The sequence below is a fragment of the Pseudomonas sp. FH1 genome (assembly GCF_000510895.2).
GTDB classification, from domain to species: Bacteria; Pseudomonadota; Gammaproteobacteria; order Pseudomonadales; family Pseudomonadaceae; genus Aquipseudomonas; species Aquipseudomonas azotoformans_A.
In genome coordinates this window covers 20015-43477 of sequence record NZ_AOHM01000020.1, presented here as the reverse complement: position 1 = coordinate 43477, position 23463 = coordinate 20015, and the positions used below count along the sequence as shown (strand labels likewise).

Annotated in this window: 26 protein-coding genes and 1 pseudogene; 12 read left to right on the top strand and 15 right to left on the bottom strand. The window is 61.1% G+C overall.

Features of this window, described 5'->3' with window-relative positions; genetic code table 11:
* Positions 1–23: 23 nt before the first annotated feature.
* Positions 24–491, top strand: a complete 468-nt coding sequence (locus H096_RS07475) for a TIGR02444 family protein (protein ID WP_033897514.1) — start codon at positions 24–26, stop codon at positions 489–491.
* Here H096_RS07475 and H096_RS33000 read toward each other — a convergent pair.
* A complete protein-coding gene (locus H096_RS33000; protein WP_082461458.1) occupies positions 488–1609 on the bottom strand; it encodes an AlgP family protein in 1122 nt (373 codons plus the stop codon). The two genes, H096_RS07475 and H096_RS33000, sit on opposite strands and share 4 nt — an antisense overlap.
* A gap of 192 nt (positions 1610–1801) precedes the next feature.
* Here H096_RS33000 and H096_RS07460 point away from each other — a divergent pair, with 192 nt between their 5' ends.
* On the top strand, positions 1802–2479 hold the full coding sequence (locus H096_RS07460; RefSeq protein ID WP_033897512.1) for an FKBP-type peptidyl-prolyl cis-trans isomerase: 678 nt from the start codon (positions 1802–1804) through the stop codon (positions 2477–2479).
* Positions 2480–2534: 55 nt separating this feature from the next.
* Here the strand turns inward: H096_RS07460 and H096_RS07455 are convergent, their stop codons facing one another.
* The 7 genes from H096_RS07455 to H096_RS07425 form a co-directional block, all read right to left on the bottom strand.
* The gene (locus tag H096_RS07455) at positions 2535–2993 is read right to left on the bottom strand and encodes an Rsd/AlgQ family anti-sigma factor (protein WP_016975860.1); all 459 of its coding nucleotides are present in this window, start codon (positions 2991–2993) and stop codon (positions 2535–2537) included.
* Positions 2994–3202: 209 nt separating this feature from the next.
* Positions 3203–3724, bottom strand: coding sequence for a disulfide bond formation protein B (locus H096_RS07450; protein WP_033897511.1), 522 nt, complete (start codon positions 3722–3724; stop codon positions 3203–3205).
* Between the two features lie 236 nt (positions 3725–3960).
* Positions 3961–5202, bottom strand: coding sequence for a heme biosynthesis protein HemY (locus tag H096_RS07445; protein ID WP_033897510.1), 1242 nt, complete (start codon positions 5200–5202; stop codon positions 3961–3963).
* Positions 5203–5207: 5 nt separating this feature from the next.
* Positions 5208–6320 carry a uroporphyrinogen-III C-methyltransferase gene (locus tag H096_RS07440; RefSeq protein WP_033897509.1) on the bottom strand — a complete coding sequence of 371 codons (1113 nt, stop codon included), beginning with the start codon at positions 6318–6320 and terminating at the stop codon, positions 5208–5210.
* 18 nt (positions 6321–6338) lie between these two features.
* Positions 6339–7097 (bottom strand): uroporphyrinogen-III synthase, encoded by a 759-nt coding sequence (locus H096_RS07435; RefSeq protein ID WP_033897508.1) that lies wholly within the window; start codon positions 7095–7097, stop codon positions 6339–6341.
* Positions 7094–8035 carry a hydroxymethylbilane synthase gene (hemC, locus tag H096_RS07430; protein WP_033897507.1) on the bottom strand — a complete coding sequence of 314 codons (942 nt, stop codon included), beginning with the start codon at positions 8033–8035 and terminating at the stop codon, positions 7094–7096. Before hemC ends, H096_RS07435 begins: the two co-directional genes overlap by 4 nt.
* Before the next feature lie 138 nt (positions 8036–8173).
* Positions 8174–8920 (bottom strand): LytTR family DNA-binding domain-containing protein, encoded by a 747-nt coding sequence (locus H096_RS07425; RefSeq protein ID WP_033897506.1) that lies wholly within the window; start codon positions 8918–8920, stop codon positions 8174–8176.
* 505 nt (positions 8921–9425) lie between these two features.
* Here H096_RS07425 and argH point away from each other — a divergent pair.
* The gene (argH, locus tag H096_RS07420) at positions 9426–10820 is read left to right on the top strand and encodes an argininosuccinate lyase (RefSeq protein WP_033897505.1); all 1395 of its coding nucleotides are present in this window, start codon (positions 9426–9428) and stop codon (positions 10818–10820) included.
* A gap of 159 nt (positions 10821–10979) precedes the next feature.
* Here the strand turns inward: argH and H096_RS07415 are convergent, their stop codons facing one another.
* Positions 10980–11639 carry a glutathione S-transferase gene (locus H096_RS07415; protein ID WP_033897504.1) on the bottom strand — a complete coding sequence of 220 codons (660 nt, stop codon included), beginning with the start codon at positions 11637–11639 and terminating at the stop codon, positions 10980–10982.
* A gap of 127 nt (positions 11640–11766) precedes the next feature.
* On the opposite strand from H096_RS07415, the gene H096_RS07410 reads away from it, so the two are divergent.
* The 3 genes from H096_RS07410 (at position 11767) to H096_RS07400 (ending at position 15411) form a co-directional block, all read left to right on the top strand.
* A complete protein-coding gene (locus H096_RS07410; RefSeq protein WP_010207441.1) occupies positions 11767–12051 on the top strand; it encodes a hypothetical protein in 285 nt (94 codons plus the stop codon).
* 96 nt (positions 12052–12147) lie between these two features.
* On the top strand, positions 12148–12402 hold the full coding sequence (locus H096_RS07405) for a TIGR02647 family protein (protein ID WP_010207442.1): 255 nt from the start codon (positions 12148–12150) through the stop codon (positions 12400–12402).
* Positions 12403–12570: 168 nt separating this feature from the next.
* Positions 12571–15411 carry a class I adenylate cyclase gene (locus tag H096_RS07400; RefSeq protein WP_033897503.1) on the top strand — a complete coding sequence of 947 codons (2841 nt, stop codon included), beginning with the start codon at positions 12571–12573 and terminating at the stop codon, positions 15409–15411.
* Here H096_RS07400 and rnk read toward each other — a convergent pair.
* From rnk to cyaY, 3 genes are all read right to left on the bottom strand, one after another.
* Positions 15408–15821, bottom strand: coding sequence for a nucleoside diphosphate kinase regulator (rnk, locus tag H096_RS07395; RefSeq protein WP_033897502.1), 414 nt, complete (start codon positions 15819–15821; stop codon positions 15408–15410). The genes H096_RS07400 and rnk overlap by 4 nt on opposite strands.
* 131 nt (positions 15822–15952) lie before the next feature.
* On the bottom strand, positions 15953–16171 hold the full coding sequence (locus H096_RS07390) for a DUF1289 domain-containing protein (RefSeq protein ID WP_016975872.1): 219 nt from the start codon (positions 16169–16171) through the stop codon (positions 15953–15955).
* A 2-nt stretch (positions 16172–16173) separates the two neighbouring features.
* A complete protein-coding gene (gene cyaY / locus H096_RS07385; RefSeq protein ID WP_033897501.1) occupies positions 16174–16506 on the bottom strand; it encodes an iron donor protein CyaY in 333 nt (110 codons plus the stop codon).
* Between the two features lie 238 nt (positions 16507–16744).
* Here cyaY and H096_RS32990 point away from each other — a divergent pair, with 238 nt between their 5' ends.
* From H096_RS32990 to H096_RS07360, 6 genes are read left to right on the top strand one after another with little or no spacing between them, the layout of a single operon-like run.
* On the top strand, positions 16745–16915 hold the full coding sequence (locus tag H096_RS32990) for a lipoprotein (protein ID WP_010207449.1): 171 nt from the start codon (positions 16745–16747) through the stop codon (positions 16913–16915).
* Positions 16916–16924: 9 nt separating this feature from the next.
* Positions 16925–18172, top strand: coding sequence for a diaminopimelate decarboxylase (gene lysA, locus H096_RS07380; RefSeq protein WP_033897500.1), 1248 nt, complete (start codon positions 16925–16927; stop codon positions 18170–18172).
* Positions 18173–18175: 3 nt separating this feature from the next.
* Positions 18176–19006: a diaminopimelate epimerase gene (gene dapF, locus H096_RS07375; RefSeq protein WP_033897499.1), complete on the top strand. Its 831-nt coding sequence runs from the start codon at positions 18176–18178 to the stop codon at positions 19004–19006.
* A gap of 13 nt (positions 19007–19019) precedes the next feature.
* Entirely contained in the window at positions 19020–19736 is a 717-nt protein-coding gene (locus H096_RS07370) for a DUF484 family protein (protein WP_033897498.1), read from the top strand.
* 2 nt (positions 19737–19738) lie between these two features.
* The gene (gene xerC / locus H096_RS07365; RefSeq protein ID WP_033897497.1) at positions 19739–20638 is read left to right on the top strand and encodes a tyrosine recombinase XerC; all 900 of its coding nucleotides are present in this window, start codon (positions 19739–19741) and stop codon (positions 20636–20638) included.
* On the top strand, positions 20635–21330 hold the full coding sequence (locus H096_RS07360; protein WP_033897496.1) for an HAD family hydrolase: 696 nt from the start codon (positions 20635–20637) through the stop codon (positions 21328–21330). The genes xerC and H096_RS07360 overlap by 4 nt, the downstream gene beginning before the upstream one ends.
* Before the next feature lie 57 nt (positions 21331–21387).
* Here H096_RS07360 and sutA read toward each other — a convergent pair whose 3' ends face one another.
* The 3 genes and pseudogenes from sutA to H096_RS07350 form a co-directional block, all read right to left on the bottom strand.
* Positions 21388–21714, bottom strand: coding sequence for a transcriptional regulator SutA (gene sutA, locus H096_RS07355; protein ID WP_016975879.1), 327 nt, complete (start codon positions 21712–21714; stop codon positions 21388–21390).
* Between the two features lie 102 nt (positions 21715–21816).
* Positions 21817–21891: pseudogene (locus H096_RS33840) on the bottom strand (YjbQ family protein); the annotation flags it as partial.
* A 211-nt stretch (positions 21892–22102) separates the two neighbouring features.
* The gene (locus H096_RS07350; protein ID WP_033897495.1) at positions 22103–23440 is read right to left on the bottom strand and encodes an ammonium transporter; all 1338 of its coding nucleotides are present in this window, start codon (positions 23438–23440) and stop codon (positions 22103–22105) included.
* Positions 23441–23463: the final 23 nt, after the last annotated feature.

Here is a 23463-nt window from a genome sequence, read left to right as displayed (position 1 = left end):
TCGCCGCTGGCTTGGGTGTGAATATGTGCGCTGACCTGTGGAGCTTTGCCCTCTCGACTTACGCCCGCCCGGGCGTGGAGGCCGCTTGCCTGCGTTTGCAGGCACAAGGGGCAGACGTGTGCCTGTTGTTGTGTGGCGCGTGGTTGGAGCAGCGTGCGGTGACAGTGACCGCCGAGCGTATACAGGCGCTGAGACAGGTCGCCAGGCCTTGGCAGACAGGCGTGATCGAACCGTTAAGACACCTACGCACTCAATGGCGCGCCATGGCACAGCAAGATAGGGATTTGGCGGGATTACGCGAACGGGTCAAGGCCCTGGAGCTGGACGCCGAACAGCAGTTGCTGGCACGTCTGGAAGCGTTGGCGCAACTGTGGCAGATGGGTGATGCGATGGGTCAGCAACGATGGCTGGAAGGACTGGCGGCTGAGGATGCCGCCAACCTTGACCACGACGCGCTGCAACAGCTGCGCGTCGTGGCCACCAACACTTAGGAAGCGCTGGTTGGGGTGGTGCTTGTCGCTACCGGGGCAGTCGTGCTGCTGGCCGGTGCAGTTGGAGCGGTGGACGCTACCGGGGCAGCCGGTGTTGCTGGCTTGGCCGGTGCTGGTTTTGCGGCAGCTGGCTTGGCAACGGCGGGCTTCGCTGCGGCTGGTTTGGCAGCTGGTTTTGCAGCAGCAGGTTTTGCAGCTGGCTTGGCGGCCGGTTTTGCAGCAGCAGGTTTTGCAGCTGGCTTGGCGGCCGGTTTCGCAGCAGCAGGTTTAGCAGCTGGCTTGGCGGCCGGTTTCGCAGCAGCAGGTTTAGCCACTGGCTTAGCGGCTGGTTTTGCAGCAGCGGTTTTAGCCACTGGCTTAGCGACTGGTTTTGCAGCAGCGGTTTTAGCAGCTGGCTTGGCGGCTGGTTTTGCAGCAGCGGTTTTAGCAACTGGCTTGGCGGCTGGTTTTGCAGCAGCGGTTTTAGCAGTTGGCTTGGCGGCTGGTTTTGCAGCAGCGGTTTTAGCGGCTGGCTTGGCGGCTGGTTTCGCAGCAGCGGTTTTAGCAGCTGGCTTGGCGGCTGGTTTTGCAGCAGCGGTTTTAGCAGCTGGCTTGGCGGCTGGTTTCGCAGCAGCAGTTTTGGCAGCAGGTTTTGCCGCAGCTTTAGCAGGTGCCTTTGCAGCAACAGCTTTGCTCGCTGGCTTTTTCGCCGCGCTCGCTGCAACCGCTTTTGCAGGGGTACGAGCACCCAGCACTTTAGCCACAGCTTCTTTCACACGACCAACGCCCTGGGCCAGCTTCAGGCTTTCCTGGGCATCTTTTTTCAGTTGGGAAATATAGGCGCGGGTTTCAGCTTGGCGATCCTTGAGGGCGTCCAGCAGGTCCTCAAGTTCTTTGACAGCGTCTTTGGCTTTGGCTTGTGCCTTGGCCTTGCCGGCAGTGGCGGCGTCTTGCAGTTTGGTGCGGGATTTGTGCAGCTTCTCTTGCGCTTTACCGCGTTGTTTTTCCAGCTTGGCGAGCAGTTTTTCTGCATCGGCCAGAGCTTGGGAACAAGCGCTTTCCAGATGTTCGAGCAAGCTGCCCGAAAGTTGTTGGAGTAAATGCAACGGGGTATTAACAGGCTTCTGTTTGGCCGACATGGTTTACCTCCTGGCTGACGTGGGTGCGGCTCATACTAGCCCTCTGCTCTTACCGCCGCTAGGGCATGTTGACAGTATCGTTTGCCTTGCGTTGCACCGTGTGAAAATTCTTATCGATATAACGAAAATACGCGGCACTTTTTACCCTTTCACACTGGCATAATCCGTCGCACTTTCGGCGGGAGAATGCCCATGTCGCGTTACCTTTTTCTTGTGCTGGGCTTGGCAATTTCGGTGGCCAATGCGAGCGATCAATCGTCGGCGAAAACCGTTGACCAGAATCAGCATGACCTCGCCTACAGCCTGGGCGCCAGCCTCGGCGAACGCCTGCGCCAGGAGGTTCCCGACCTGCAAATCCAGGCGCTGATCGATGGTCTCAAGCAGGCCTACCAAGGCAAACCCCTGGCGCTGGATAATGCCCGTATCGAAGCGATCCTTGCCCAACACGAAGCGCAAAACGACGCCGACGCGCAGGCGCCTCAAAGCGAAAAAGCACTCGCGGCCGAACAACAATTCCTGAGCAAAGAAAAAGCAGCAAAAGGCGTACGCGAATTGGCGGATGGGATCCTGCTGACTGAACTCACTCCCGGCACCGGTGAAAAACCCAAAGCCAGCGACCAGGTCCAAGTGAAATACGTGGGGCGGTTACCCGATGGGACAGTGTTCGACCAGAGCACACAACCACAATGGTTTCGTCTGAACAGTGTGATCAGCGGCTGGAGCAGCGCCTTGCAACAGATGCCGGTGGGAGCAAAATGGCGCCTGGTGATTCCATCGGCCCAGGCCTATGGCGCCGATGGCGCCGGCGAATTGATTGCGCCTTACACGCCACTGGTGTTCGAGATCGAATTGCTCGGCACGCGCCCTTGAGACAATAAAAAACGGTGCGTCATGCGCACCGTTTTTTGTATATCGCTATCGAGGGTCAAGCCTGGGTAGCAGACTCTTCCTTGTGAGCGTTGTGCAGCACTTCGATCAAGCAGTCTTCCAGCTCGAATCGTTCGTGCAGCAACGCGCCCAATTCTTTGAATTTATCTGCCACGCAGTTACCCGCATCACACAGGTCGGTGAACTCAAGCAGCTTTTCGGTGATGACATCGATGCGCGGGTAAAGGGTCTCAGCCAAATCCAGGCCACGCTGATCGTCGAAGGCTTCCGCCTCCTTGGTCAGTTGTTCGTAGACGCCGAAATGACCGGCTGACACGTAGTCCACCAACACACCGCAGAAATCCTGCAACGGTTCGCGGTTCTGCGCCAGTGCCTCGGGCTTGGCGCCGAGCGCATCAAAGGCCCGAACCAGTTCGTGACGTGCCTTCAGCCAGCTGTCGATCAGCTTGTGCACCCCACCCCAGCGTTCCTGAGCATTCTGACAACTTTCCAGCATGATGATCTCTCTTCCCTATAGGGGCGCTGCCGCCTGGTGCCCGCGCAACACTTCAAGGATAAAGCAGCAACCGGACAAGGCCGCATCTGACAAACGGTTTCAATAACACGTGCGGGCCAGATTATGCCCGCATGACTATGGCTTCAAGGTACGCAGGAGAGAAAGTTCATACAAGTGTTTAATCCCGTCCTACAAACTGCGACCGGCATTCAGCGCCTCGCCGGACGCAAACGCTGGCTCAACAACAGCCGTGAAAACTGCATGGCGCCGAGGATCAACATCCCGACGAAGAACAGCAGGCTCCACTCCGGCAGGCTCAAGTCGAACAGTGTCCAGTTGATCTCCACACAATCGACAGTGCCTTTGACAGTCAATTGCAGGGCCTGCCAAAACGACAGGTTTTCGATCATGTAGTGCAGGCTTGGCCAGCAGTCAGCCACCTGCTCCGGTGCGGCGTTTTGTAGCAATACCTGGCGCGCGGCGGTCATGGCGCCAAGCAACGCGAAGCCCATGCTTGCCAGCCAATACAGACAGCTCACGGAGCGCTTGGGGTTATGGATCGCGGCAACCAGATTGATCAATGTGAATGCAGCCAGGAACCCCCTTTGCACCTGACACAGGAAGCAAGGGCGCAAGGAGACACCGAATTCAAGGTAAAAGGACGCGCCCAATGTCAGCGCACCGGCCAGGAACGCAAGGAAAAACAAGGAGCGTGAAGGGGCCAAAGGCATGCTTTATCCGCATCGCGAAAGATAGGTCGCTACGGTAGAGGAAAGGCCTGACCCCTTTCAATACATGCCAGAGCAGACGATTCCGCGAGAGGGTAAGGACTTCCCGCCAGAAGATGGAAGACGTTGGGCTGTTGAGCGTCAGACATTGCCCACAAACGCTCTACAGCCAGTTTTTCCCATGGAATGAGGGGGTGGCGGCCAGTTATCTCCGGGCCGCTCCTCACCCATTTCCTACATCAAACTCGGACCGGCACAGGCAGCGGTGACGCCAGCAAACGGTTGTCCAGCAACCCAAGGCCCTCTTGGAACAGCTGGTTGCTGCGTTCAGTGTCACCCAGTTGCGCCAACAAACGCGCCAACTCGGCACAGGCCTCGGGATTACGCTGCACCTGCAGGCTGCTTTCCAGATAATCCCGCGCTTTGCCCCACAGGCTGTTTTGCAGGCACAGGCGGCCCAGCGTCAGCAACAGGCTGGCATCACCTGGATGATCCTTGAGCCAACCTTCGGCAAACTTCAACTGCTTGGCTGGATCGCTGCCACGCAACAAGCCGTAGAGTCGAATCAGATGGCTGTCGTAACCGCGCTTGATCGCGCCACGCAGCGCTTCCTCGGCCTTGGCATCGGCGCCCAACTGGCGCAGTTGCTCGGCATAAGCCAGGACCAGTTGCGGCTCCTGGCGTTGGGCGGAAGTGAGTTGCTGCCAGGCTCGCTCAAGGGACTGCAAGCCGGCCTCGCCCTGCTCTTCACGCTGGGCCGCGAGACTCAGGTTCTCGCCCCAGGCGCGACGCTCAAGCTCGGCCAGTTCACTGGCGGGCAGCACTTTATCCTTGCGCAGTTCCGGCAGCAGGCGGATCACCGACGACCAGTCGCCCCGCTGCTGATGCAGGCGCTGTAATTGACGCAAGACCTGGGCGTTGTGGGGGTGACGTTCGTGCATGGCCTGCAAGGTGGTCAGTGCGCCGTCGGTATCGCCGCGGTCCAGTTGCAGTTGCGCATGACTCAGGGCGACCGCCAGCTCGGCCTGGGGCTGGCGCTCCAGGGCGCGCTCCAGCAAACCATCGGACTCTTCGTAACGCCCCTGCTCATTCGCCGCACGGGCTGCACCGAGGTAATACAGCAGTGGCTGACGCTCGGCTTCGGCAGCACGATGCAAGTGGCGTTCGGCACTGGCCCAGCGACCTTCGGCGAGGTCCATCTGGCCCTGCTCGATGGCAATCTGCACACGACGGCTGCGGTTACGCCGCGACCACGGGTTGACCAGGCCACCGGAGGTGGTGATAAGGCTCAGCAGCACACGAATCAGGCAGATCGCCAGGCCGATTGCAAACACCGCCACCAGAGTCGCCCACACGCTCGACTCGTAATTCAGTACATGAGGGTAGGTGATCAGCACGTAGCCGGTGTGCTCCGAAATGCCAACACCTACGGCCAGCGCGATCGCAATTGCCAGCATCAGGATTACATAGAATCGCTTCATCGGTTCTACTCCTGCTTCGCCGGCGTCGCAGCCGCCTTGGCTTCGTCAGCAGACAGATGACGGCGCTCAAGATAAGCCTGCACGGCGGCCAGGCTCGCGGCCAGGTCCGGCGTCACCACTGATACCGCTTGGGGTTCAAGCTCAGTGATACGTGCCAGCATCGCCTTGCTCTGCGGGTTGTCCTGGTTGAAATTATCCTGCAGCACACCGCGGGCCTCCCCCAAGGCGCGGCTGTAGACAGCCGACTCGCCATTGAGCGCCGCCCATTGCGCCTGTTCCAGCGCCAGGCTCAGGGCCAGGCGCACTTGGTTCAAACCTTGGCCTGCCAGCAGCGGACGGACGTTGTCATCCGGGTTGAAGTCGATGCGGAAGTAACGGGAAATCTGCTCCCACCATTGGCTCCAGCGGCTTTCCGTATCAGTGGTAGGGCGTGACTCGGGAGCAGGTTCGGCCAGTTGATATTCAGGAGCGATCGCCGCCAGTTGCACGACCTGATCACGCAAGGCCGCCAATTGAAGGTACAGCCCGGTGCGGTCCGGTTGCTCGGTACTGCGCAGCGAAACAAGGCTCTTGGCCAATTGCTCGCGGGCAGCATAGGCGCCCGGATCGCTCTGCTCACGAAGAATCTCGTCGGCACCCTGGACCAAAGCCTGGGCACTGTTGATATCTTGCAGGGCAGAAAGGCGCAGGCTTGCCAGGCGAATCAAGTGCTCGGCCTCGGCCAGGCGCCAGTCTTGGCGGCTGGCTCCCAGCACGGTTTCCAGGCGCTGGCTCAGGCGCTGCTGATCACCCTGGAGCTGGGCCACCAGACGACGACGCTCCTCCAACTCATCCGCACCCGGCAACTGCGCCAGCCGCGCGGCCAGTTGTTGCTGGCTTTGCTTGAGGGACTGGGATTGATCATCGAGGGTCTGCACCTGGCCCAACTGCTGCTGGCTGCTGGCTTGCAACGCGCGGACCTGCCAGATCCCCCAACCGCCGGCGGCAACACCCGCAGCGCCGAGCAGCAGGGCGACAATTGCCAGGCCATTGCCACGGCGCGGCGCGGTGACCGGTGACTCAACCGGCGCATCAAGTGCGGGTTGGGTTTCATCTTTAGGCAAGGCTGTTTCGCTCACGTATCCGTCCTTTGCGTTTCAGAGAGTGGGAACGGGATAGCTCCGTATCGCCACTAACAAAGCCGCGGCACTCGCACCGCGACAATCCACAACTTTTTCTGCGCCAGCGGCCCGCGCCATCTCCAGGACTCGCGGGCTTGGCACGAACAACGGCAGCTGTGCCACCTGGGGCCAATCGGCTCCGGCCAGGGCTTGCAGGTGTAAAAAACCCTGCCCACTGCTGACCACCAGGCCGTTCAAGCGTTCCAACTGGATGCGTTGCATCAGTGCACCGGCCTCATAGGCCGGCAAGAAACGGCGATACAACTCCAGATAGTCGACACTAGCACCTTGTTCACGCAAACGCTCCGCCAGCAGCTCGCGACCGCCCTCACCGCGCAGGATCAACACCTGGGCATCCGGGCGGGCGATAGCCTCGCGCAACGCGGGCAATTGAAGCAAAGCCTCGCTGTCGTCGCCAGTAGGCGGATACTTAACATTCAGGCCGTGTTCGGCCAGTACCTGCGCGGTGGCCGCGCCGACACTGAACCACATCAGCTGCGGCCATGCGCGATCAAGTTGCGCCACGGCAAGGCGTGCCGCAGGCTTGCTGACGACGATCACCGCACAGTAACGCCCCAGGTCATGGAAGACAGCTTGCTGTTCAGGTGTTACGGGGAGCGGCTCAATGTCCAGCAACGGCAGGCTGCTGCTGAAAATGCCCGCGCCGGACAACGCGGCCGCCAGGGCCATCGACTCCTCGGCAGGCCGCGTCAGCAGCACGCGCCATTCGGTCACTGCGGACCGGCCTCGCCGTAGACTTTTTGCAGGATGGCACCGGCGCCCTTGTCCAGCAGCTCTTCGGCCACTTGGATACCCAGGGCTGTGGCGTCACGCTGTGGGCCACGCACCTCGGCGGTCAGCAGGGTGCCGCCGTCCGGATCACCCACCAGGCCACGCAGCCACAGGTTTTCGCCTTCAAGCACGGCGTAGCAGGCGATCGGCACCTGGCAGCCACCGTTGAGGTGTTTGTTCAGGGCTCGTTCGGCCGTGACACGGACTTCAGTGTCGTGGTGATCAAGAGGCTTGAGCAGGGCGTGGATTTCACTGTCGGCGGTGCGGCACTCAATGCCAACCGCGCCCTGCCCGCCGGCTGGCAGGCTGTCCTCGACGCTGATAGCCGAGGTGATGCGGTCTTCGAAGCCCAGGCGAATCAGGCCGGCCGCGGCAAGGATGATCGCGTCATATTCACCGGCATCCAGCTTGGCCAGTCGGGTGTTGACGTTGCCGCGCAGAAAGCGGATCTGCAGGTCCGGACGACGGGTCAGCAATTGAGCCTGGCGACGCAGGCTGGACGTGCCGACAATGCTGCCCAAAGGCAATTCGTCCAGGGACGCGTAGGTGTTGGAAACAAAGGCATCACGCGGGTCTTCGCGCTCGCAGATGCAAAACAGGCCCAGGCCTTCGGGGAAGTCCATGGGCACGTCTTTCATCGAATGCACGGCGATGTCGGCTTCGTTTTCCAGCAACGCGGTTTCCAGTTCCTTGACGAACAGTCCCTTGCCGCCGATCTTCGACAGTGGCGAGTCGAGCAGCTTGTCGCCGCGACTGACCATGGGCACCAGGGACACGGTCAGGCCAGGATGGGCCTGTTCCAGGCGTGATTTGACGTATTCGGCCTGCCACAAGGCCAGGGCGCTTTTACGGGTGGCGATGCGGATTTCGCGAGAGGACATGGATCAATCCGTACTGAATAGATACGGCAGATAATAACAGCTCAGGCAAATACGCTTTGATTTGAATCAGCAAGTGCGGGGCCTCCCTGGCCGCGTCGCACCGGGATATGAGTTGCAGGCCTCGCCACAGCCCTCGGGCTAAAGCTGCTGCATCATCTTGCGCACACCGGCTACATGCCGTCGGCTGACGATCAGTGCGTCGCCATTCAGGCCTTTCAGGAACAGCTGAAAGTGCCCCAGCGGCGTGCGTTGCAGGCGTTCGATGCGCTCGCGGGCCACCAGCGCATTGCGGTGGATACGCACGAAGCGGTCGCCGAACTCATCCTCAAGCGCCTTGAGTGGCTCATCGAGCAACACTTCGCCGCCCTGGTGGCGCAGGGTCACGTACTTGTGATCGGCGATAAAATAGACCACCTCGCCCAAGGGGATCAACTCGATACCTTTGCGGGTGCGGGCGCTGATATGGCTGCGCGGCCCATTACCACTCTGGGCTGCTGGCTGGGTCAAGGCGGCGAGTTGGACGCGGGTTGGGCGCTCGGCCTTTTTCAGGGCCTTGAGCAATGCTTCGCCAGCCACCGGTTTGGTGAGGAAGCTGACTCCACTGGCTTCCAGCGTCTCCGCGGAAAACTCATCGCCTGCTGCGCAAAACACCACCGCGGGTGGCGACTCTCGCTCGCTCAGTCGGGCGGCAACTTGCAGGCCATCAAGGCCCGGCATACGGATATCGAGCAACACCACATCCGGCTTGAGGCTGTCGATCAGCGTCAACGCCTCTTCGCCCGTGGTGGCGCTCGGTTCGAGTACTGCGTAACCCTCGAGATCACTGACCAAACGGTTCAGTCGCTCGCGGGCTTGGGGTTCGTCATCAACGATCAGGACATTCATATTGCGCTGGATTCCTGCGTGAGTCTCGCACAAGGATAGCGTAGACAGGTGCGGTGACTTGCGTCACAGCGATCCACGCTAAGACTAGCGCGAGCGGCAAAAAGTGCCCTGAGAGTGGCACCCATATTTACCCGGACCTGTTCAATAGCGCCCAAAACCTGCTGCCTTCGGGCATCGTCGTAGGGTTTGCTGATACACAATCCGAATACCCCCCTTTTTAAATGGATAGTCTGGGCTCTGACCGCATCACCCGACTTTGGTGCATTCACACACTATCAGTCCAACTGTAGACGCTCACTGAGACGACATTGCTCAATCGTCAAATATCGTTTCAATAAACCTCTGTACCCAGTCTCGTCCTGGACGCGTTCGGCGGCAAGGCACTTAGCCATCCTTTGCACAAATAAAAATGCCGACGACCCGCAGCACCGCGTCCACGGGCAACCCTGTTATTATCGCCGGCACACTTCCATGCCTCTTTATTAAGCAGATCACGAGCGAATCCATGAGCACCGACAAGACCAACCAGTCCTGGGGCGGCCGCTTCAGTGAACCCGTCGACGCCTTCGTCGCCCGCTTCACCGCCTCCGTCACCTTCGACCAGCGCCTGTACCGCCACGACATCATGGGCTCCATCGCCCACGCGACGATGCTGGCCAAGGTCGGCGTGCTGACCGACGCCGAGCGCGACAGCATCATCGACGGCCTGACCACCATCCGTGGCGAGATCGAAGCCGGCACGTTCGACTGGCGTGTCGACCTGGAAGACGTGCACATGAACATCGAGGCCCGCCTCACCGACCGCATCGGTGTGACCGGCAAGAAGCTGCACACCGGCCGTAGCCGTAACGACCAGGTGGCCACTGATATCCGCCTGTGGCTGCGTGACGAAATCGACCTGATCCTGTCCGAGATCACCCGCCTGCAAAAAGGCCTGCTTGAGCAAGCCGAGCGCGAGTCGGACACCATCATGCCGGGCTTCACTCACCTGCAGACCGCACAGCCTGTGACCTTCGGCCACCACCTGCTGGCCTGGTTCGAAATGCTCAGCCGCGACTACGAGCGTCTGGTGGACTGCCGCAAGCGCGCCAACCGCATGCCTCTGGGCAGCGCTGCGCTGGCCGGCACCACCTACCCGATCGATCGCGAATACACCGCGCAATTGCTGGGCTTCGACGCCGTGGGCGGCAACTCCCTGGATGGCGTGTCGGACCGTGACTTCGCCATCGAATTCTGCGCCGCCGCGAGCATCGCGATGATGCACCTGTCGCGCTTCTCCGAGGAGCTGGTGCTGTGGACCAGCGCGCAATTCCAGTTCATCGACCTGCCGGACCGTTTCTGCACCGGCAGCTCGATCATGCCGCAAAAGAAAAACCCCGACGTGCCCGAGTTGGTGCGTGGCAAGAGCGGCCGCGTGTTCGGCGCCTTGATGGGCCTGCTGACCCTGATGAAAGGCCAGCCTCTGGCCTACAACAAGGACAACCAGGAAGACAAAGAGCCGTTGTTCGACGCCGCAGACACCCTGCGCGACTCCTTGCGCGCGTTTGCCGACATGATCCCGGCGATCAAACCCAAGCACGCAATCATGCGTGAAGCGGCGCTGCGTGGGTTCTCTACCGCAACCGACCTGGCGGACTATCTGGTGCGCCGTGGCCTGCCGTTCCGTGACTGCCATGAAATCGTCGGCCACGCCGTGAAGTACGGCGTGGACACGGGCAAGGACCTGGCGGAAATGAGCCTGGAAGAACTGCGTCAGTTCAGCGACCAGATCGAGCAGGACGTGTTTGCCGTGCTGACCCTGGAAGGCTCGGTGAATGCCCGTAACCACGTGGGCGGGACTGCGCCGGTGCAGGTCAAGGCAGCCGTCGTACGTGGCCAGGCTTTACTGTCTAGCCGCTGATCCTTGTGGCGAGCGGGCTTGCCCCGCGTTGGGCTGCGAAGCAGCCCCAAAAACTGACACCGCGCAATGCCTGACAAAGCGCGGTGTTCTTACTTGGGGCCGCTACGCGGCCCAACGCGGGGCAAGCCCGCTCGCCACAAATGCGCGCAACTTCAAACTCTATTTTTTTGCTGCAATCATCGCCATAAACGCCGGCATCGCCGCCTCCCTGTCCGCTGCCACCTTCTGCGCATTGGGCATTGCATGCAGCCTGTCCAACAACGCCTTGGCCTTTGGCATCTCAGCCAGCCAATCCAGCCCAAACAGCTTCTCGCCCACCGCGCAGGCGAGGTTCACGCTGTACATGAAATACAAATCGGCAATCGTGAAGCTCTCCCCCGCCACATAAGGCGCAAACTTGCCGTGCCTGCCCAACGAACCAAAACCCAACAGCAATTCGGCCTTGGACTTCTCCTTGATCGCCTCCGGCACCGGCATGCCAAAAAACGCTTCGGCAAAACACGCGCGGGCAGGCAACTCGATGTACAGCTCGATTTCCCGGCACAGCGCCAGCACCTGCGCACGCTGGAACGGCTCGGCCGGCAGCAGCGCGGGCCCTTCCTGGGTGTGTTCGATGTATTCAAGGATCACGCTGGTTTCGTTGATAAAGCCCTGTTTCACGCCCAGCACCGGCACCTTGCCTCGCGGGCTCACCGCCAGGGCCTCCGGGGTTTGGCCCGCGTAAAACGGTACCTCTTCGAAAGGCAGCCCTTTCTCCAGCAGCGCCAGCTTGACCATGTTGTAGTAGTTGCTGACCGAAAATCCGTAGAGCTTGAGCATTGCGGGTGCCTCCAGGCCGGGAATGGGGTTGGCTGCAAAGAGTTATAGATCCCGGCGCCCAGCCTGACCAGCAGCATCACCGGCCTGAATGGAGTTAGACTGGCGCCCTTTCCTTGAGGAGCCTGCCATGAGCGAGCCGACCGATATCGACAACGACGAAGAAGAATTCGCCGAAACCACCCTGATCGAAGCGATCGAGAACCAGATCGAGAGCGAAAACCCGCCAGCGGCCAAGGCCACGTTCAACAAGCTGACCCTGGTGGGCTACGAGCGTGAAGAGATCCTGCAACTGATGGCCCACGTGCTGGCTGTCGAGATCGACGCGCTGCTGGAAGAGGACCGCGCCTTCAATACCGAATGGTATGAAACTGCACTGCGCGCCCTGCCGGAATTGCCGCCTGAAAAGCAATAAATCCAACACGCGGCAACACACTGGACAGTTCGGCAAAGTGCGTTCACCTTATGGCCTGCTAGCCTCTAATAAATTCTTAGAAAGTCTGGAGTCCTTATGTCGTATACCCCTGAGTTGGTTGCCGAACTGGAAATCCTTGTACTCTTCCCCTTGGACAGCACCAAAGAAGGTCTGAAAGTCCACCAGACCGCTGCGCCTACTGCTATCGCCGCCGCCAAACGCCTTCACGCGAAAGGACTTATCGACCAGCCGGACGGGGGCTACCTGACCAGCCTTGGCCGGGACGCCGCAGAGCAGGCCCAGACCCTGCTGACTATCTTGACCACTGCCACCACCAAAGAAGCCGCCTGATACCGGATACCGCCCGTGGAGTCCGCCCTTTGCGGATTCCGAGGGCGTTGCTGTGCACGTGCAAAAATTCTGACGTCAAAAACCATTTCCCTCTAAACCTCCTACGCTACTGGCTGTAAACTCCTACACGGCCGCCCACGTCGGGCCCTGCGAGCCACCGAGTTCGACATGACCCGCACCCATGAAATCCGCCCCGACCTGGACGAAGGCATCGACCGCAAGGTGCTGGCCCAGTTGCGCGCGCGGTTCATGGCCCTCAATGAAGGCCGTATGGCCCGTGCCATCGAGGGGCTGACGCCGCGCCAGCAAAGCGTGCTGAACCTGTTGCCGCTGTTTTTTCACGTCAACCATCCGTTGCTGCCGGGCTATGTGTCGGGCAGTACGCCAGCAGGCCTGTCGAATTTCGAACCGGACGCCCAAGCCCTCACCGAAGCCCAGCGCCTGACCCGTTCGTTCTCCTACAAGCCACGCCACGGCAACCCGCCGCGACCAATCCACGGCCTGTTCCTGATGGGCAGCCTGGGCACCCTGGCCCAGGCCGACCAGAGCGATATGGATGTGTGGGTGTGTCACGCCCCAGACCTGAGTGAGACCGAGCTGGCCGAGCTGCGCAAAAAGTGCCAGTTGCTGGAAGCCTGGGCCCTGAGCATGGGCGCCGAGGCGCACTTCTTTCTGATCGAGCCGACACGCTTTGTGCTGGGAGAGCGCGACACGCAACTGAGCTCCGACGACTGCGGCACCACCCAGCATTACCTGTTGCTGGATGAGTTTTACCGCACCGCCATCTGGCTGGCCGGGCGCACGCCGATCTGGTGGCTGGTGCCGGTGTATGAAGAAACCCGTTATGCCGAGTTCACCCACACACTGATTTCCAAGCGATTTATCCGCGCCGACGAAACCCTCGACCTGGGTCACCTGGCGCGCATTCCCCCCGGCGAATTTATTGGCGCCGGGCTGTGGCAACTGTTCAAGGGCATTGAGTCGCCCTACAAATCCGTGCTCAAGCTGTTGCTGACCGAGGTCTACGCCAGCGAACACCCGAACGTGCATTGCTTGAGCCTGCGCTTCAAGCGCGCGGTGTTCGCCAACCAGATGGACCTGGATGAGCTGGACCCGTACATCGTGGTGTACCGCCGCATCGAGGAATACCTCAAGGCCCGCAACGAGCCCGAGCGTCTGGAACTGGTAAGGCGCGCGCTGTACCTGAAGGTCAACCGCAAGCTCAGCGCCGGCCAGCGTACCACCAGCTGGCAGCGCCTACTGCTGGAGCGCCTGGCCCATGAATGGGGCTGGGACCAGCGCCAATTGGCGTTGCTCGACAGCCGCAGCCAGTGGAAAGTGCGTCAGGTCGCCTCCGAGCGCCGGGCCTTGGTGAGCGAGCTCAACTACAGTTACCGCTTCCTGACCCAATTCGCCCGCACCGAACAGACCGTCAGCCTGATCAACAAACGCGACCTCAATGTGCTGGGTCGGCGCCTATACGCCGCCTTTGAACGCAAGGCCGGCAAGGTCGAGTTCATCAACCCAGGCATTGCCCCGGACCTGGCTGAAGACACCCTGACCCTGGTGCAATCGCCCAACCGCAAGGAGCCGGGCCAGCACCACTGGGGCCTGTATAACGGCAACCTTACAGCGCTGGAATGGGAACACTTCGCGCCGATCAAACGCAGCCGCGACCTGCTGGAGATGCTGACCTGGTGCCATCGCAACGGCGTGATCGATAGCAGCACGCGCCTGGCGCTGCACCCCGGCACCAGCGACATGACCGAATTCGAGCTGTTCAACCTGCTGGGCAGCCTGCAACAAACCATCGCCCTGCCCCTGTCCAGCGTGGATGAAGAGCGCCTGCTGCGCTCGGCCGTGCCGGAAGAAGTGTTGTTGCTGATCAATGTGGGCGTCGACCCGCTCAAGCATCACCGCGACCTGAATATCCTGATGACCACCGAGCGCACCGACTCTCTGAGCTATGCCGGTGTACGCGACAACCTGGTGCTGACCCTGGACCAAGTCACGCTCAATAGCTGGAACGAGGTGATGGTCAGCCGCTACGACGGCCCGCACGCGCTGCTCGACTGCCTGCGCGACTACCTCAACCAGTTGCCGTCGGACCATCTGCCACGCCTGCGGGTGCGCTGTTTCTGTCACAACCGTGCGCAATTCATTGCCCAACGCGTGGAAGAAATCTTCGACACCGCGCAGAACCTGCTGCTCGGCCAGGGCAATCACCGCTATTTGCTCCAGGTGCAGCAGCACTATCACGTCATGGAGTTGATGCCGGGCCAGGCCAACCATGTATCGCTGGCGACCCAGGATGCGCTGATCGCCTACCTCAGCGAAGAATTGGCCAGCTACAGCCCGTTGCACCTGGATGCCATGGCCCTGGAAGACCACGACCTGGCGTTGCTGCTGCCGATGGGCATGGCCGATTGCGTGCAGGTGTTCTACCGGGTCAACGAAGGCTTCGCCGAACTGTATGTATTGGATGAGTTCAACGCGCTCTGGCAGCAGCGCCTGCCGTTTCACGATGAACAGAGTCTGTTGGCGCCGTTGCAGCGTTTCTTGCAATCGATCATTTATCGCCGGGACGCGCTATCGCCGTTGGACCAGCAGGAGCCGCTGGGCGCGGTGCAGGTCTTGTATTACCAGCTATTGCCGTCAGGCAGCGGCCGCGCGCGCGGCATCGAACCTCGACCCGCACCGCTGAACCCGGCGAACAAACCGTTTTACGACGTGCAGGCGATTATCGGCAAGGCCGCACCGGGCCAGGTGGGCATTACCTTGTACTGCAATCAGCGGGAGTTTTCCGAACTGGAGTTTGGCGACCAACTGTTCGCAGTGGTCGCCCAGGAAATCGTCGGGCAACGCCGGGAGACCGAGCGTTACCGCTGCTACATCACCGATCTGGATCTGTCCGGCCTGCTCGGCGATGTGCAAAGCCCGAGCAACCTGTACCTGCGCTACAAGGCCGAGCTGGAACTGTCGCTCAATGTGGCATTGAGCGAAATTTAAAGGGGGAAGGCGCCGCCGTCTTTAGGCTGGCCTTCAACACTGAGCAGCTCCAGCTTGAGGGTCTTGCCGCCCGGTGCGGGCCAGTCGATGTGCTGGCCAACCTGCAAACCGAGCAAGGCGCTGCCCACGGGAGCCAGGATCGAGATCTTGCCTTCGTCCGCATTGGCGTCTTTCGGGTAGACCAGCGTCAGGTGGTAGTCCTTGCCGCTGCTTTGCTCACGGCAATGCACGCTGGAGTTCATGGTCACGACACCCGCAGGCACTTCATCGTGGCCAACCACGTCTTCGGCGCGGTCGAGTTCGGCTTGCAACGCTTCGACGCCGGGAGATTCGTCGCCCAAGCGGTCGATCAGTTGCTCCAGACGCTGCACGTCAAGACGGGTGAGGATGATGGACGGTGCGGTGGTCATGATTCAGGCAGACTCCTTTTTTCTGCACAAAAAAGCAAAACCCCGCCAGGAAAAGGCGGGGTTCTCACGGGCCTCGATGAGTTGAGGCGTATCCGGACACTACCACAGCGTCACAAATAAACAAGACGACCTCAGGCGCGCGCCCTGCGCTGCTCGGCCTCGGCGCAGATCACGCGGCGCCGCGCATCGTCGGCAGAGCGCCATTCACGGATGTCTTCCACGTGGCGGAAGCAGCCGAGGCAGACTTTTTGCTCGTCCAGGCGACACAAACTGATACAAGGTGACGGCACCGCCGGGCTGACATTACTGAACAGCGGCTTCGGCGGGCGGACAGGTGCAGGCTGGGTCACCATCAGATCTCGTCGAAATCCAGGTCGGCGCCGGTGTACTCGCTGACCAGGCGCGCGAGCATTTCACTCAGCAGCTCTTCACTCTTGTCGCACTGCCATTTGCCGCTTTCTTCGTCGTAGTCGAAGTGAACGCCGCCGGAACGCGCCGCCAGCCACAGCTGACGCAACGGCTCCTGGCGGCTGAAGATCAGTTGCTGGCCACTGTCGAACTTGACGGTCAGCACGCCGGCCGAGTTTTCCAGGTCCACGTCCAGGCCGCTGTCGTCGAAAATATCTTCCAGCGCCTGCTGGGTCGAATCCACCAGGTCGTGAAAACGGGCTTCGGTCAAACTCATTGTGGCAACCTCAAAAGTGTCTGGTTTTGCTCAAGCGCCGCACGATACGGGCGAGCCCCGCCGATTGCAAAGGATACCGATTTCAACACGATTGACGGTGTGAAAAATCCTCAAGCAGCGTAGTCCGCTTCCCGACTGTGTCGGCAAACCCCCGCCGGACGGGTATTCCAGCGCATAGGCAAGCTGGCGGGTGGTCGGTATACTCGGGCGCAATTAATGCATATTCAAGGATTTCGCCATGAAGCGCCTGATCTCTTCCCTTGCTGCGCTCGTCGCGGTCGCTTGCCTCGTTAGTGCCTGTGGTCAAAAAGGCCCGCTGTACCTGCCCGATGACAGCAAAGACCCGAATGAACAGGCGCAATCGTCGCAAAAGCCTTCCAAAGCGCATAAGCACGACACCTACGAATAAGGGAATCCCATGGACGCTTTTAACTACCGGGACGGCGAGCTGTTCGCGGAAGGCGTGGCGTTGTCCGCGATTGCCCAGCGCTTTGGCACCCCGACCTATGTGTATTCCCGTGCGCATATCGAAGCCCAGTACCGCTCCTTCACCGACGCCCTCGACGGCGTGCCGCACCTGGTGTGCTACGCGGTCAAGGCCAACTCCAACCTCGGCGTACTGAATGTCCTGGCGCGATTGGGCGCTGGTTTCGACATCGTCTCCCGTGGCGAGCTGGAACGCGTACTGGCCGCTGGCGGCAAGGCTGACAAGATCGTGTTCTCCGGCGTCGGCAAGACCCGCGAAGACATGCGTCGCGCCCTGGAAGTCGGCGTGCATTGCTTCAACATCGAATCCACCGACGAGCTGGAACGCCTGCAGGTCGTGGCCGCCGAGATGGGCGTTCGCGCGCCGATCTCCCTGCGCGTCAACCCGGACGTCGATGCCGGTACACACCCGTACATTTCCACCGGTCTCAAAGAGAACAAGTTCGGCATCGCCATTGCCGACGCCGAGGACGTGTACATCCGCGCCGCGCAACTGCCGAACCTGGAAGTGCTGGGTGTCGACTGCCATATCGGCTCGCAACTGACCACGCTGCCGCCGTTCCTGGATGCGCTCGACCGCCTGCTGGCGTTGATCGACCGCCTGGGTGAATGCGGCATCTACCTGCACCACATCGACCTCGGTGGTGGCGTGGGCGTGCGTTATCGCGACGAAGAGCCGCCGCTGATCGCCGATTACATCCAGGCGGTGCGCGAGCGCATCGAAGGCCGCGACCTGACGCTGATGTTCGAGCCTGGCCGCTATATCGTCGCCAATGCCGGCGTGCTGCTGACCCAGGTCGAGTACCTCAAGCACACCGAACACAAGGATTTCGCCATCGTCGATGCGGCGATGAACGACCTGATCCGCCCGGCGCTGTACCAGGCCTGGATGAATGTCACCGCCGTGACGCCTCGCGACAGCGAAGCGCGTGCCTATGACATCGTCGGCCCGATCTGCGAGACCGGCGACTTCCTGGCCAAGGATCGTCAGCTGGCCCTGGAAGAAGGCGATCTGCTGGCCGTGCATTCGGCCGGTGCCTACGGGTTTGTCATGAGTTCCAACTACAACACCCGCGGCCGTACCGCCGAGGTGCTGGTGGACGGTGATCAAGCGTTTGAAGTGCGTCGCCGCGAGACGGTAGCCGAGTTGTATGCTGGCGAAAGCCTGCTGCCGGAGTAAGCCATGCTGCTGCGTTTTACCAAGATGCACGGGCTGGGCAATGATTTCATGGTCCTCGACCTGGTCAGCCAGCACGCGCATATCCTGCCCAAGCACGCCAAACAGTGGGGCGACCGTCACACCGGCATTGGTTTCGACCAGTTGCTGATCGTCGAGGCGCCAAGCAACCCGGAGGTGGATTTCCGTTACCGGATCTTCAACTCCGACGGTTCCGAAGTGGAACAGTGCGGCAACGGTGCACGCTGCTTCGCCCGCTTTGTGCTGGACAAGCGCCTGACCGCCAAGCGCCAGATCCGCGTCGAGACCAAGAGCGGCGTGATCGAGCTGGATATCCGCAGTGACGGCCAGATCAGCGTCAACATGGGCGCGCCACGCCTGGTGCCGGCGGACATTCCGTTCCAAGCCAGCGAACAGGCCACGAGCTATGCGGTTGACGTCGACGGTAAAGTTGTCGACCTGGCCGCAGTGTCCATGGGCAACCCCCACGCCGTGCTGCGGGTCAACGACATCAACAACGCACCCGTGCATGAACTGGGGCCGAAGATCGAACACCACCCGCGCTTTCCGGCACGGGTCAACGTGGGCTTCCTGCAGGTGATCGACCGTACCCGCGCGCAATTGCGCGTCTGGGAACGCGGCGCCGGCGAAACCCAGGCCTGCGGCACCGGCGCTTGCGCCGCTGCCGTGGCCGCGATCAGCCAGGGGTGGATGGATTCGCCGCTGCTGATCGACCTGCCCGGCGGACGCTTGTCCATCGAGTGGGCAGGCCCTGGCCACCCGGTGATGATGACCGGGCCGGCCTCGCGCGTATACGAAGGACAGGTCCGTCTATGAGTGAGCCAATCCAATGACCGATAAGCCTCAAGTACCCGCACAAGCATCCCCGAGCGAAAGTCTGGAGGCCGCTGCCGTCGCGGCGTACCTTGAGGCTAATCCGGATTTCTTCGTCGAGCACGAAGAACTGCTGCCGGCCCTGCGCATCCCCCATCAACGCGGCGATACCGTATCGCTGGTGGAGCGGCAGATGAAGATCCTGCGCGAGCGCAATATCGAGATGCGCCACAAGCTCTCGCACCTGATGGACGTCGCCCGCGACAACGACCGCCTGTTCGAGAAAACCCGTCGCCTGATCCTGACCCTGATGGACGCCACCAGCCTGGAAGAAACGGTGATCGCCGTGGAAGACAGCCTGCGCCAGGACTTCCAGGTGCCGTTCGTGAGCCTGATCCTGTTCAGCGACAACCCGATGCCGGTGGGTCGCTGGGTCAGCGGCAGCGACGCACACACCGCCATCGGCGGCCTGTTGTCCGAAGGCAAGACCATCAGCGGCACCTTGCGTGAGCATGAGCTGGACTTCCTGTTTGGTGCCGAACAGCGCAAGCAGATCGGCTCCACGGCAGTGGTCGCGCTCAGCCATCAAGGCTTGCACGGTGTGCTGGCCATCGCCAGCCGCGATCCCCAGCACTACAAGAGTTCAGTGGGCACGCTGTTCCTGACCTACATTGCCGAAGTCCTGGGCCGCGTCCTGCCGCGCTTCACCACCGCCCTGCGCGCGGTGCGCTAGCCATGGAACGGCAACTGGACGCTTACTGCGCTCACCTGCGCAACGAGCGCCAGGTGTCGCCCCATACCCTGGAAGCCTACCGGCGGGACTTGAACAAGGTCTTGGTCTACTGCGAAAAACAACAGATCGGCAGCTGGAAGGCCCTGGATATCCAGAGCCTGCGCAGCCTGATCGCGCGCCTGCACCAGTCGGGCCAATCCTCGCGCAGCCTGTCGCGCCTGCTCTCGGCGGTGCGTGGGCTCTATCACTATTTGAACCGCGAAGGCCTGTGCGACCACGACCCGGCCAACGGCCTGTCGCCGCCCAAGGGCGAACGGCGCCTGCCCAAGACCCTGGACGCCGACCGCGCCCTGCAATTGCTGGATGGCGCCGTCGAGGATGACTTCCTGGCCCATCGCGACCAGGCCATTCTTGAGCTGTTCTATTCATCAGGCCTGCGCCTGTCGGAGCTGACTGGCTTGAACCTCGACCAGCTGGACCTGGCGGACGGCCTGGTTCAGGTACTCGGTAAAGGCAGTAAGACCCGCGTGTTACCAGTGGGCCGCAAAGCCCGCGAAGCCTTGCAACTGTGGCTGCCGCTGCGCCTTTTGACCAACCCGGCGGATGATGCGGTGTTTGTCAGCCAGCAAGGCCGGCGCCTGGGGCCGCGTGCGATTCAAGTGCGGGTCAAGGCGGCCGGCGAGCGCGAGCTGGGGCAGAACCTGCACCCACACATGCTGCGACACTCTTTTGCCAGCCACCTGCTGGAATCGTCCCAGGACCTGCGCGCGGTTCAAGAGCTGCTCGGCCACTCCGACATCAAGACCACGCAGATCTACACCCATCTGGATTTCCAACACCTGGCAACGGTGTACGACAGCGCCCATCCACGGGCCAAACGCATCAAGGGCGGCGACTCATGAGTATCAAGCTGATCACCTTCGACCTGGACGACACACTCTGGGACAACGTACCCGTCATCATCAACGCCGAAGCGTCGATGCGCGAATGGCTGGCACTTAACGCCGCCAAAGTCGGCGATTTGCCGTTGGAGCACTTCGCCAGTCTTCGCCAGCAGGTGCTGGAGCGCCATCCGGAGCTGAAACACCGGATCAGCATTTTGCGCCACCGGGTGTTGATGCATGCGTTTGAAGAAGCCGGTTATCCACAGCCTGAAGCCACGGAAATGGCGGATGTCTGCTACGAGACGTTCATTCATGCGCGGCACCAACTCACCCCCTTCCCCGAAGCGGAGCCCATGCTTCGGGCGCTTCGCCAACACTTCCTGCTGGGCGTTATTACCAACGGCAATGCCGACGTGCAGCGCGTGGGCCTGGCGGACTACTTCCACTTTGCCCTGCGCGCTGAAGACATCGGCATCGCCAAGCCGGATGCGCGTTTGTTTCAAGAAGCGTTGCAGCGCGGTGGCGTGGACGCCAGTGCGGCGGTGCACATTGGCGATCATCCGGGGGATGACATTGCCGGAGCACAGCAGGCGGGGCTTCGGGCGGTGTGGTTCAACCCGACGGGTAAGGTGTGGGAAGCCGACAAGCGCCCGGATGCGGAGATTCGCAGCCTGGCCGAATTAGCGCCCTTGTTGGCTGGCTGGAAATAACACCCATGAAAAAGCCCGCAGCGACGGCGGGCTTTTTCTTACAAGCGGGTGCTGACCTCAGATAGGTCGGCTGCCGTACTTGTTATCCGGCTTCTTCGGTGGGTCTGCCACCACGTTGGCCTCGACTTCCTGCACTTTGCCGCCTTTAGCGAGGAACTCTTCCATCGCACGGGCCAGGGCATCACGCTCTTTGTTCTTGGCTTCAACGCTCGGCAATTCATCTACCGACACAGCAGCCTTGGCTTTGCCTTTGGCAGCCGGGGCAGGCGCATCATCGCCACCGTCGTCGTCAGCAACGTCTTCCGCCGCCGCTTCAAGGCCTTCTTCGGTGTCGTCTTCGTCACCTACTTCGAGTTCGTCGTTTTCCAGATCATCGTCGCTCATGTTCTACCTCATGACTTGCGAAAAGCAGATTAGTTATAGCCCAGCTTCATCCTCTGTCGAGGCTGCCGAGGAAAAATCAACATCCACTGGATAACCAGTGGCTTATGCCCCGCCGCCGTGCAAGGTGGCGAGGACTTTACGAACACCACCATGATCACGGTGCTCGTCCAGATAAATACAGTTATGCGCCCATCGGCGCGCATTCTAGCGCGCTCTGGGAAAAAACAAAGTGCCGAATACGCCTACATGCCTGTAAGACATTGGCACGCTGAAAAGTGCCGTGTGCATCCCATCACAAACAAGGCGTAAAAACCGCTACAGCGTATTACGACTGACAAACACCAGACAAAAAAATGCCCGGCAAGCCGGGCATCTTTTTTTCGCGTACTTACAAGTTGTAGCCGCGTTCGTTGTGTTGCGCCAGGTCGAGGCCGACGGCCTCTTCCTCTTCGGTCACCCGCAGGCCCATGACCATGTCCAACACCTTAAGGATGATGTAGGTCACGATCGCCGTGTAGATCACCGTGAAGCCAACGCCTTTGCACTGGATCCAGACTTGCGCAGCGATGTCAGTCACCGTACCGAAGCCACCCAGAGCAGGCGCTGCAAATACACCCGTGAGGATCGCCCCCACGATACCGCCGATACCGTGCACGCCGAAAGCGTCCAGGGAGTCGTCGTAGCCCAGCTTGCGCTTGAGGCTGGTGGCGCAGAAGAAGCAGATCACACCGGCAACCAGGCCGATTACCAGAGCGCCCATCGGGCCCACGGTGCCTGCGGCTGGGGTGACTGCAACCAGGCCCGCGACCACGCCCGAGGCAATGCCCAGTGCGCTTGGCTTACCGTGGGTGATCCACTCGGCGAACATCCAGCCCAGCGCCGCAGCAGCGGTCGCGATCTGTGTAACCAGCATCGCCATGCCGGCGGTGCCGTTGGCCGCGGCGGCGGAACCGGCGTTGAAGCCGAACCAGCCGATCCACAGCATCGCCGCGCCGATCAGGGTGTAACCCAGGTTGTGCGGGGCCATCGGGGTGGTCGGGAAGCCTTTACGCTTGCCGAGCACGATGCACGCAACCAGGCCAGCCACACCGGCGTTGATGTGCACCACGGTGCCGCCAGCGAAGTCCAGTACGCCCCAATCCCACAGCAGGCCGCCGTTGCCGCTCCAGACCATGTGCGCGATCGGCGCGTAGACCAGGGTGAACCAGATCGCCATGAAGATCAGCATCGCAGAGAACTTCATACGCTCAGCGAAGGCACCGACGATCAGCGCCGGGGTGATGATGGCGAACGTCATCTGGAAGGTGATGAACACGGCTTCCGGGAACAATGCCGCAGGGCCGGTGATGCTGGCCGGGGTCACGCCCGCCAGGAACGCCTTGCCCATGCCGCCGAAGAAGGAGTTGAAGTTGACCACACCCTGTTCCATACCGGTGGTATCGAACGCGATGCTGTAGCCGTAGACGACCCAGAGGATGCTGATCAGGCCAGTGATCGCGAAACACTGCATCATCACCGACAGAATATTCTTGGAGCGGACCATGCCGCCGTAGAACAGCGCCAGGCCAGGGATGGTCATGAACAGCACCAAAGCGGTGGCGGTCAGCATCCAGGCGGTGTCGCCGGAATTGAGGACTGGAGCAGCCACTTCGTCTGCCGCCATGGCCAGGCTTGGCATTACGATGGACAACAGGGCTCCGAGCCCTGCGAATTTACGCAGAGTCATATTGTTTTCTCCTGGGGCGTTGG

What these genes read in the sequence shown, in the direction of transcription:
- H096_RS07475 (WP_033897514.1), top strand. Translation starts at nt 24, where the DNA reads ATGTGCGCTGACCTGTGGAGCTTTGCCCTCTCGACTTACGCCCGCCCG.
- H096_RS33000 (WP_082461458.1), bottom strand. Translation starts at nt 1,609, where the DNA reads ATGTCGGCCAAACAGAAGCCTGTTAATACCCCGTTGCATTTACTCCAA.
- H096_RS07460 (WP_033897512.1), top strand. Translation starts at nt 1,802, where the DNA reads ATGTCGCGTTACCTTTTTCTTGTGCTGGGCTTGGCAATTTCGGTGGCC.
- H096_RS07455 (WP_016975860.1), bottom strand. Translation starts at nt 2,993, where the DNA reads ATGCTGGAAAGTTGTCAGAATGCTCAGGAACGCTGGGGTGGGGTGCAC.
- H096_RS07450 (WP_033897511.1), bottom strand. Translation starts at nt 3,724, where the DNA reads ATGCCTTTGGCCCCTTCACGCTCCTTGTTTTTCCTTGCGTTCCTGGCC.
- H096_RS07445 (WP_033897510.1), bottom strand. Translation starts at nt 5,202, where the DNA reads ATGAAGCGATTCTATGTAATCCTGATGCTGGCAATTGCGATCGCGCTG.
- hemC (WP_033897507.1), bottom strand. Translation starts at nt 8,035, where the DNA reads ATGTCCTCTCGCGAAATCCGCATCGCCACCCGTAAAAGCGCCCTGGCC.
- H096_RS07425 (WP_033897506.1), bottom strand. Translation starts at nt 8,920, where the DNA reads ATGAATGTCCTGATCGTTGATGACGAACCCCAAGCCCGCGAGCGACTG.
- argH (WP_033897505.1), top strand. Translation starts at nt 9,426, where the DNA reads ATGAGCACCGACAAGACCAACCAGTCCTGGGGCGGCCGCTTCAGTGAA.
- H096_RS07415 (WP_033897504.1), bottom strand. Translation starts at nt 11,639, where the DNA reads ATGCTCAAGCTCTACGGATTTTCGGTCAGCAACTACTACAACATGGTC.
- H096_RS07410 (WP_010207441.1), top strand. Translation starts at nt 11,767, where the DNA reads ATGAGCGAGCCGACCGATATCGACAACGACGAAGAAGAATTCGCCGAA.
- H096_RS07405 (WP_010207442.1), top strand. Translation starts at nt 12,148, where the DNA reads ATGTCGTATACCCCTGAGTTGGTTGCCGAACTGGAAATCCTTGTACTC.
- H096_RS07400 (WP_033897503.1), top strand. Translation starts at nt 12,571, where the DNA reads ATGACCCGCACCCATGAAATCCGCCCCGACCTGGACGAAGGCATCGAC.
- rnk (WP_033897502.1), bottom strand. Translation starts at nt 15,821, where the DNA reads ATGACCACCGCACCGTCCATCATCCTCACCCGTCTTGACGTGCAGCGT.
- cyaY (WP_033897501.1), bottom strand. Translation starts at nt 16,506, where the DNA reads ATGAGTTTGACCGAAGCCCGTTTTCACGACCTGGTGGATTCGACCCAG.
- H096_RS32990 (WP_010207449.1), top strand. Translation starts at nt 16,745, where the DNA reads ATGAAGCGCCTGATCTCTTCCCTTGCTGCGCTCGTCGCGGTCGCTTGC.
- lysA (WP_033897500.1), top strand. Translation starts at nt 16,925, where the DNA reads ATGGACGCTTTTAACTACCGGGACGGCGAGCTGTTCGCGGAAGGCGTG.
- dapF (WP_033897499.1), top strand. Translation starts at nt 18,176, where the DNA reads ATGCTGCTGCGTTTTACCAAGATGCACGGGCTGGGCAATGATTTCATG.
- H096_RS07370 (WP_033897498.1), top strand. Translation starts at nt 19,020, where the DNA reads ATGACCGATAAGCCTCAAGTACCCGCACAAGCATCCCCGAGCGAAAGT.
- xerC (WP_033897497.1), top strand. Translation starts at nt 19,739, where the DNA reads ATGGAACGGCAACTGGACGCTTACTGCGCTCACCTGCGCAACGAGCGC.
- H096_RS07360 (WP_033897496.1), top strand. Translation starts at nt 20,635, where the DNA reads ATGAGTATCAAGCTGATCACCTTCGACCTGGACGACACACTCTGGGAC.
- sutA (WP_016975879.1), bottom strand. Translation starts at nt 21,714, where the DNA reads ATGAGCGACGATGATCTGGAAAACGACGAACTCGAAGTAGGTGACGAA.
- H096_RS07350 (WP_033897495.1), bottom strand. Translation starts at nt 23,440, where the DNA reads ATGACTCTGCGTAAATTCGCAGGGCTCGGAGCCCTGTTGTCCATCGTA.